Genomic DNA, 7,553 nt, shown 5'->3' with positions numbered 1-7,553 from the left:
GGTCTCGGGCATCAGCTCAGGTATCGCCTCCACCATCTTGCTGGCGGTGACGCTCTTCAAGGAGAACCATCACAGCCAGGGGGTGAGCTTTGTGCATCGCTTCGAGCGGCCGGTGCTGGCGGTGGAGGTGTTGCTACTGGTCTGCTTCTTTACCGGCCTCTACTTCGGTGGCGGTCAGAAAGAGGTGGCCATGTGGGCGGCCATCGGCAGCGGCTTCTGGGCTCAGGTGTTCTGGGTCGGCGTGGTGGGGATCGGCATGCTGCTGCCCCAGCTACTGGCTCTGCTGACCCCGGCGCCCCTGCGGGAGCGAAACGGCCATCTGGTGCTGGTCTGCAGCCTGACCCTGGTGGGGATCCTGCTGCTGCGCTACTTCGTGCTTTATGCCGGCCAGATGACGGTAGTTTAAAAACCGGTTCACGCTCCTGTTGCGAGGTCGTGATCAAGGCTCATGTGCTGCTCGGAATCCTCATGTATTCACATACATTGCGGTTCCTGCGCTGCTCTTTACCTTGCTGACGACCTCTCACGACGGATCGTGAACCGGTTATTGAAAGCTGGGGATAAGCACCAGCCGCCCTTCGGGTGACTGGCGCTTATTTGTGGCGATGAGCTGTTGCCAAGAATGTGGATGTTATCCCCCAGCGCCGGTACGGTGCTGGGGGATAACATAGACGAATGATTGACTGGAGGTTGTGTGCTGGCGGAGCTCGGCTATCTCTCACTGTTGCTGGCGGCGGCACTCTCCTTGCTGCAGGGCACACTGCCTTGGCTGGGATTACGGCTCGCCTCCCCGACCCTGCTGCGCAGCGCAAAGCCGCTGGCCCTCCTGGTCGCGCTCCTGCTGTTGGCCGCCCTACTGCTGCTCGCTAGCTGCTTTGGCCTCGATGATTTCACCGTCAGCTATGTGGCCCAACACGCCAACAGCGCCCTGCCCCTGGGCTTCAAACTGGCGGCGGTGTGGGGCGGCCATGAAGGCTCCATGCTCTTTTTTGTTTTTGCGTTGGGGCTGTGGGGCGCCCTGGTGGCCCTTTGCTCCAGGCGGGTCGATCCGCTGATCACAGCCCGGGTATTGGCCATCATGGGGCTGATCGTCGGGCTGTTCGCCCTCTATACCCTGATCTTCTCCAGCCCGTTTGACCGCCAGTTCCCGGGGCCGCAGGAGGGGCGCGATCTCAACCCCATGCTGCAGGATATCGGCCTTATCATCCACCCGCCCCTGCTCTATCTCGGTTACGTCGGCTTTGCGGTCAACTTCGCCTTCGCCATGGCGGCGCTCCATTCGGGCAGACTGGATGGCGCCGTGGCCCACTGGAGCCGCCCCTGGGCGCTCGGCTCCTGGGTCTTTCTCACCGCCGGTATCGTGCTGGGCTCCTGGTGGGCCTATTACGAACTGGGCTGGGGCGGCTGGTGGTTCTGGGATCCGGTAGAAAACGCCTCCCTGCTGCCCTGGCTGCTCGGCACTGCATTGCTGCACGCTCTTGTCGTCTGCGAGAAGCGCGGCGCTTACGGCCACGCCGTGCTGCTGCTCTCCATCTTTACCTTTTCGCTGAGCCTGCTCGGTACCTTCGTGGTGCGCTCCGGGGTGCTCACCTCGGTGCACGCCTTTGCGGTGGACCCCAGCCGTGGCCTCACCCTCTTGTTGCTGCTCGGCTTGTTATTGACCTGCGCCCTCACCCTGTTTGCCCTGCGGGCGGACATTCGCGCACCCTATGCCCACTTTGGCTTGCTGTCAAAAGAGGGGCTGCTCGGCGCCGCCATCCTGCTGCTCAGCGTGGCCTGCGCCAGCGTGCTGCTCGGTACCTTCTACCCCATGGTGTTCCAGTCGCTCCATCTGGGTTCACTCTCGGTGGGCGCCCCCTATTTCAATACCATCTTCGTGCCGCTGGCCCTTTGCCTAATGGTGCTGATGACCCAACTGCCGCGCCTGCGCTGGCAGCAGCTTGCGACACATTCCCGACTCAACGCGCTGTTGCCGCCGCTGTTTGGCCTGCTTGGCGGCGGGCTCATTAGCCTTGCCTATCTGGAACAGGGATCGTTTTCCGGTAACTGGAACGGCATCCTCGCCAATATGGTGAGCCTCTGGCTGATGGCCAGCCTGTTGCTCCCGCTCTTGCAACTGACGTCGCGGCGTGAGCTCACCCTCAATCGGCTCGGCAGCTTGCTCACCCACCTCGGGGTGGCGGTGTGCGCCCTTGGCATCGCGCAGGTGAGTCACCACAGTCAGGAGGGGGGCACTGTGCTAAGTGCCAACCAGCCCTACCAGCTCGGTGCCTTCGAGTTTCGCTATGAGGGGCGCGAGCCGGTGATCGGCCCCAACTATACCGCCGAGCGGATCACGCTTAGCGTGCACAAGAATGGTAAAGATGTGGCGCGGCTGACGCCGGAGCGGCGCCACTACAGCGTTCGCACCATGAACATGAACGAGCCGGGCATCGCGTGGGGAATGCTCGGCGATCTCTACGTGGTGCTGGGTGAGAAGATGGGACCAGATGCCTATGCCATGCGGCTGCACTACAAGCCGCTGGTGCGCTGGATCTGGCTCGGCGGCCTGTTGATGATGGCGGGCGGCACCCTGCGTCTGCTCGCCCGTCGCCCCTTGCTAGCCTCTCGTTCCGTTGCGGTTGGCACCTCCCATCACCAGCTCGAACAGGAGGCGTTATGAGATCCCGCCTGCGCCTCTTTGTTCCACTGCTGCTGACCCTGGGCCTCGGCGCCCTGCTCTGGCTCGGCCTTGGCAACAATCCCTACAGCCAGGATGAGGCGACGCTCGGGCGCACCCTGCCTGTGTGGCAGAGCGACAATCTGCTGGATGGGCGTCCGATCCAGACCCCCAGCCTCAAGGGGGAGCCCTTTGTCCTTAACGTCTGGGCCAGCTGGTGCGTCAACTGCCGCGCCGAGCATCCGTTGCTCAGCGAGCTCGCGGGCACCGTGCCCCTCTACGGTCTCAACTACCGGGACAAGGGGGATGCGGCCCGCGCCTGGCTTATCCAGGCGGGCAACCCCTATCGCGCCGTACTGGCCGACCCTGACGGCAAATTGGCTCTTGAGCTCGGCGTCTACGGCACGCCAGAGACCTATCTGTTTGATGCCGATGGTGCCCTGCTCGCCCGCCACACCGGCGAACTCACCAAAGGGATCTGGCAACGCCAGTTTGCCCCCCTGCTCGACAAGGCGCGAGCGGATGCGCAGATAAAGGCCGCCACAATGGCACCCGCGATTGCGCCATCTATTGCAACATCAGCTCGGGAGACACAGCCATGATGTGCCGTTCTCTTGCTTGCGCCCTGCTGGCCCTCGGCATGCTGCTGAGTGCAACTGCATATTCCAGCGGGGTCGATACCTATGAGTTTCGTCACCCCGAGCTGCAAAATCGGGCGCAAGAGCTGGCCCGCGCCCTGCGCTGCCCCCAGTGCCAGAACCAGAATCTGGTGGAGTCCAACTCCCCCATCGCGCGGGATCTGCGGCTAGAGGTCTACCGCTGGGTGGACGAGGGACAGTCTGATGAGCAGGTGATCGCCCGCATGACGGAGCGCTTCGGTGATTTCGTCCGCTACGATCCCCCCTTCAAGAGCAGCACGGCGCTGCTGTGGGGCGGTCCCCTGCTGCTGTTGGGGCTGGCACTGTTGACCCTGTCTCGCCGCCTGACACGCACTAAGGCGCAACCCATCCCTGTCGTTAAGGCAATCGATGAGTCAATCTATCAACCCGCCGCCGATCCCCGCAGCGAATTGAATTTGCTGATCATGCACGGGGAGCAGGCAGGCCTCTCCCCCGACCAACCACTCTACAGGGAGCTGAGCGCCGCCCGCCTGGCCAGCGCTATCCCGGCGGCTGAGCTGACCCTGCGCGCGCAACTGGCCAGCCAGCATGACAATCGCGGCCGCAATAACCGGCACGGGCGGGCCTTGTTGCTGCTTGGCATCATGGCCATCGCGGCCGTTGCCGCTGGCTATCTCAGCACCGGCCGCTATCAGGCATGGCAGGATTATGCATCCCGTCCCAATCCGCTGGCGGGGTTGAGCCCGCGGGATCTGCAGGACAAGGAGCTGGGGAGTCTGCATCAGAAGCTTCAGCGCAGCCCCGCCGATCTCGACAGCTGGGCGGCGCTCGGCCAGCTCTATCTCTATCGGGGTGAATATGACAACGCCCTGCTCGCCTACCAACGTCTCGCTCTGCTGGAGGGGGGCGCCAGCGCGGCGACCCAGGCCGCCCAAGCCACCGTACTCTACTATCAGGCGGGCCAGCAGCTGACTCCCGAGGCAACCCGCCTGCTGGAGAGCGCCCTCAAGCAGGATGCGGGGGAAGTGAGCGCCCTGATGCTGCTCGCCTCCGATCACTTTCTGCATGGTCGCTACCGTCAGGCCATTGCGCTGTGGCAGCAACTGCTCGATGGCGAGCGCCCTCGCATCAATCGGGCCGCGCTGATCGAGGCAATTCAGACTGCGCGGATGATGGGGGGCTAGCCCGACAGATCCGTTGCTTCTTCTCAGGACGTTAGCGCCTTCTTCCTGCCAAGCCCTGCGCAATGTCAATCAATGTAAACACCCCCATACGGGGGTGTTTTGTTATTGGTTCGCCTTGGCAGGTATATCTCGACGTGCGCTTAAGGCCGCTCGCCAGCGGCCAGACGGCGGTTGATATCGGCGATAACCGGGGCGATGTCGGCAAGGGTATCAATCACATAGTGCGCCCCCGCCGCCCGCAGTTTGGCCTCGGCCGGTGCGCGCCGGGCGGCGATCTCCGCCTCGCTCATGGCGACAAACTCTTCCCAGGTGGCGCCAAACTCGTTGCCGGAAACAGACAGCCCCACCGTCCACATGCCCGCGTTAAGCCCTTCGCTGATACCCGGCACGGCGTCATCCACCTTGATGCAGCGATGCACGGCGCTGATTCCCAACTCAATCACGTTGGCCAGCGCCATCCAGGGGCCGGGGCGACCACCGGCCTTGAGATCGTCGGTGGCGACCCAGTGATCCGGGCGATAGCCGTGATCGGCCGCCGCTGGTACCAGCGCCTCCATCACCGGACGGGGATAACCGGAGCAGGAGCCGATTTTCATCCCCTGCACCCGCAGAGCGTCCAGCACCGGCAGCACTCTTGGGATGGGGGCAGCAAAGCGGGTCACGGCGGCAATCTGCAGCGGCATAAAGGTGTGATAAATGTGGTCCACCTCGGCATGGCTCATGGGGTGGCCAAAGCGGGCCTGCCAGCGCACAGCCACCGAGGGCAGACGGCCCAGCGCGGCGATGTGATCCCACTTGCCAAGGCCCATGGGCTGGCGCGCCTCATCCAGGGTCACGGGGAAGTCATAGGCGCGGGCGAAGGCCTCGACGAAGATGGAGGTGGGGGCGAAGGAGCCGAAATCGACGACGGTGCCAGCCCAATCGAGGATCAGCGCCTCTACGTCGGTGGTCGGGTCTGCGGCAATTTGCAAATCAGTCATGGTGATGTTCCTGTTTCGGTGAAATTGCGATCTCGCCGAGGGCGCGATCGAGAATGGCGATGGCGCGCACCAGATCGGCGCGGGCGATATTGAGCGGCGGCGAGAGCTGGATGACATTGCCCTGGGAGACCTTGAAGCTGAGCCCCAGTTCCAGACAGCGATAGAGCAGCCGCTCGGCGGCCTGGCTGTTGCGGGTGCGACTCTGGTGATCGACCACCAGATCGAGCGCCCACAGGAGGCCGATACCACGTACCTGCCCGATCAGCGGGTGACGTTCGGCCAACTTGCCGAGCTCGGCCGCCATAAAACGGCCATCCTCCTGCGCTTTTGCCAGCAACCCCTCTTCGCGGATGGTACTGATGGTAGCGAGCGCCGCCGCGCAGCCGATAGGGCTCTTCTCGTGGGTGTAGTGACCGAGCGAAATAGCTGCGGCCTGATTGAAACGGTCGCGGGTAATGAGCGCGGCAAACGGTACCACCCCGCCCCCCAACCCCTTGCCCAGACAGATGATGTCAGGCTCGATGCCAAACTCTTCAAAGCTGAACCAGTGGCCAGTGCGCCCCAGGGTGTTGGGGATCTCGTCGACGATCAGCAGCACCTTGTGGCGATCGCAGATCTCGCGCACCCGCTGCCAGTAGGCCTTCGAGGGCACCTGCACATCGGTGTTGCGGATAGGTTCGGCGATAAAGGCGCCGATGCCTCCCTCCTTCTCGATGACGTACTCCAGATAATCGGCGTAGTGCAGGTCATCCCCCTCCCCGCGATACCAGACGCCGCGATAACGAGTGGGCGGCGGGATGCGCTCCACCCCGGCCATCAGCGGGCCCATACCGGCGCGAAAACAGGCTTCACCGCCGACCGAGATGGCATCGAGGGAGGCGCCGTGAAAGGCATCCCAGAGGGACACCACCTTGCTGTTGCCGGTGATGAAACGGGCAAGCTTCAGGGCAATCCCCACCACCTCGCTGCCGCCGGGGGCGAACAGCACCCGGTTGAGATCGCCGGGGGCCAGCTCGGCCAGGGTGCGGGCACAGTCGATGGCAACCTGATGGGTGTAGCGGCGGGGCGCAAATGGCAGTTCGGCGAGTTGCTGCTGCACCGCGGCCACCACCCTGGGATGACCGTGGCCCAGCTGATGAACGCTGTTGCCGTGAAAATCGAGGTAACGCGCGCCCGATACACTGGTCAGCCAGCTCCCCTGCGCGCGTTCAAGCAGATCGAGACAGGGGGTGGAGAGGGCCTGATGGAGAAAGTAGCGGCTATCCTCCGCCAATCCGGCCTGTACATCTTCGCTCTGGCCCGCCCACCAGCGCGCCCGCCCCTCGCCGAGGTTGATATCCCCTTCGCTGTCGGCGCGGCCGCTGCCGTGCAGCTTATGGTCATGCAAATCGCGGCCACGCAGATCACGACCCTGAGCCAGCATGCTGGTCATCGCGCGTCCCCTTGCCAGTAGCAGGCGCTGGCCATGGCGGCGAGCAGATCGCGCACCCGCTCCGGGGTCACGTCACCGATATTGCCGATACGGAAGCAGTCGGCCTGGGAGACCTTGCCCGGATAGATGACAAAGCCCTGCGCCTTGAGCCGCTGGTAGAAATCGGCGAAGCGGTAGTCAGGGTGGGCCGGAGAGTAGAAGGCGGTGATGATGGGAGACTGCCACTGCTCGGGCAGCAGCGGCGCAAAGCCGAGGGCAGCCATCCCCGCCACCAGCGTACGCTGATTCTCGCTGTAGCGCTGATGACGGGCTTCAATGCCCCCCTCCTCGTCCAGCTCGCGCAGGGCCTGGGCAAAGGCAAGCACGGTATGGGTGGGCGAGGTAAAGCGCCACTTGCCCCCCTGCTGCTCCATGGTCTGCCACTGGGCATGCAGGTCGAGGGAGACCGAGCGGGCACGACCGGCGCAGGCCGCCAGCGCGGCGCGGCGAGCGATGACGAAGCCAAAACCCGGCACCCCCTGAATGCACTTGTTGGCCGAACTGATAAGAAACTCGATGCCAAGGTGTCCCATGTCGATGGGGATACCGCCAAAGCTGCTCATGGCATCGACGATCAGGTGAATGCCGCGGCGCTGGCAGAGCGCAGCCACCTCCTCAAGGGGGTTGAGCATGCCGGTG

The 7,553-nt window shown here is 63.9% G+C and carries 7 protein-coding genes; 4 read left to right on the top strand and 3 right to left on the bottom strand.

The genetic code is table 11. The features are described from left to right. From nrfD to nrfF, 4 genes are all read left to right on the top strand, one after another. The coding region (gene nrfD / locus AB5Y85_RS05755) for an NrfD/PsrC family molybdoenzyme membrane anchor subunit (RefSeq protein WP_368221268.1) at positions 1-406 on the top strand (406 nt) is incomplete at its 5' end. Between the two features lie 288 nt (positions 407-694). Next, positions 695-2,662, top strand: a complete 1,968-nt coding sequence (nrfE, locus tag AB5Y85_RS05750) for a heme lyase NrfEFG subunit NrfE (RefSeq protein WP_368221267.1) — start codon at positions 695-697, stop codon at positions 2,660-2,662. Next, positions 2,659-3,261: a DsbE family thiol:disulfide interchange protein gene (locus AB5Y85_RS05745; RefSeq protein WP_368221266.1), complete on the top strand. Its 603-nt coding sequence runs from the start codon at positions 2,659-2,661 to the stop codon at positions 3,259-3,261. Before nrfE ends, AB5Y85_RS05745 begins: the two co-directional genes overlap by 4 nt. Further along, the gene (gene nrfF / locus AB5Y85_RS05740; protein ID WP_368221265.1) at positions 3,258-4,463 is read left to right on the top strand and encodes a heme lyase NrfEFG subunit NrfF; all 1,206 of its coding nucleotides are present in this window, start codon (positions 3,258-3,260) and stop codon (positions 4,461-4,463) included. Before AB5Y85_RS05745 ends, nrfF begins: the two co-directional genes overlap by 4 nt. Before the next feature lie 140 nt (positions 4,464-4,603). On the opposite strand, the gene phnX is transcribed toward nrfF, so the two are convergent. The 3 genes from phnX to AB5Y85_RS05725 form a co-directional block, all read right to left on the bottom strand. Continuing rightward, complete coding sequence (phnX, locus tag AB5Y85_RS05735) at positions 4,604-5,443, bottom strand: phosphonoacetaldehyde hydrolase (protein ID WP_257687683.1); 840 nt, start codon at positions 5,441-5,443, stop codon at positions 4,604-4,606. Continuing rightward, complete coding sequence (locus AB5Y85_RS05730; protein WP_257687684.1) at positions 5,436-6,875, bottom strand: aspartate aminotransferase family protein; 1,440 nt, start codon at positions 6,873-6,875, stop codon at positions 5,436-5,438. Before AB5Y85_RS05730 ends, phnX begins: the two co-directional genes overlap by 8 nt. Next, the coding region (locus AB5Y85_RS05725; protein WP_368221264.1) for a 2-aminoethylphosphonate--pyruvate transaminase at positions 6,872-7,553 on the bottom strand (682 nt) is incomplete at its 5' end. The genes AB5Y85_RS05730 and AB5Y85_RS05725, both read right to left, overlap by 4 nt.

The sequence above is a fragment of the Aeromonas sp. R3-1 genome (assembly GCF_040908345.1).
In the GTDB taxonomy this organism is placed as follows: Bacteria; Pseudomonadota; Gammaproteobacteria; order Enterobacterales; family Aeromonadaceae; genus Aeromonas; species Aeromonas veronii.
This window is presented reverse-complemented; position numbering and strand designations above follow the sequence as displayed.

What these genes read in the sequence shown, in the direction of transcription:
- AB5Y85_RS05730 (WP_257687684.1), bottom strand. Translation starts at nt 6,875, where the DNA reads ATGACCAGCATGCTGGCTCAGGGTCGTGATCTGCGTGGCCGCGATTTG.
- nrfF (WP_368221265.1), top strand. Translation starts at nt 3,258, where the DNA reads ATGATGTGCCGTTCTCTTGCTTGCGCCCTGCTGGCCCTCGGCATGCTG.
- AB5Y85_RS05745 (WP_368221266.1), top strand. Translation starts at nt 2,659, where the DNA reads ATGAGATCCCGCCTGCGCCTCTTTGTTCCACTGCTGCTGACCCTGGGC.
- phnX (WP_257687683.1), bottom strand. Translation starts at nt 5,443, where the DNA reads ATGACTGATTTGCAAATTGCCGCAGACCCGACCACCGACGTAGAGGCG.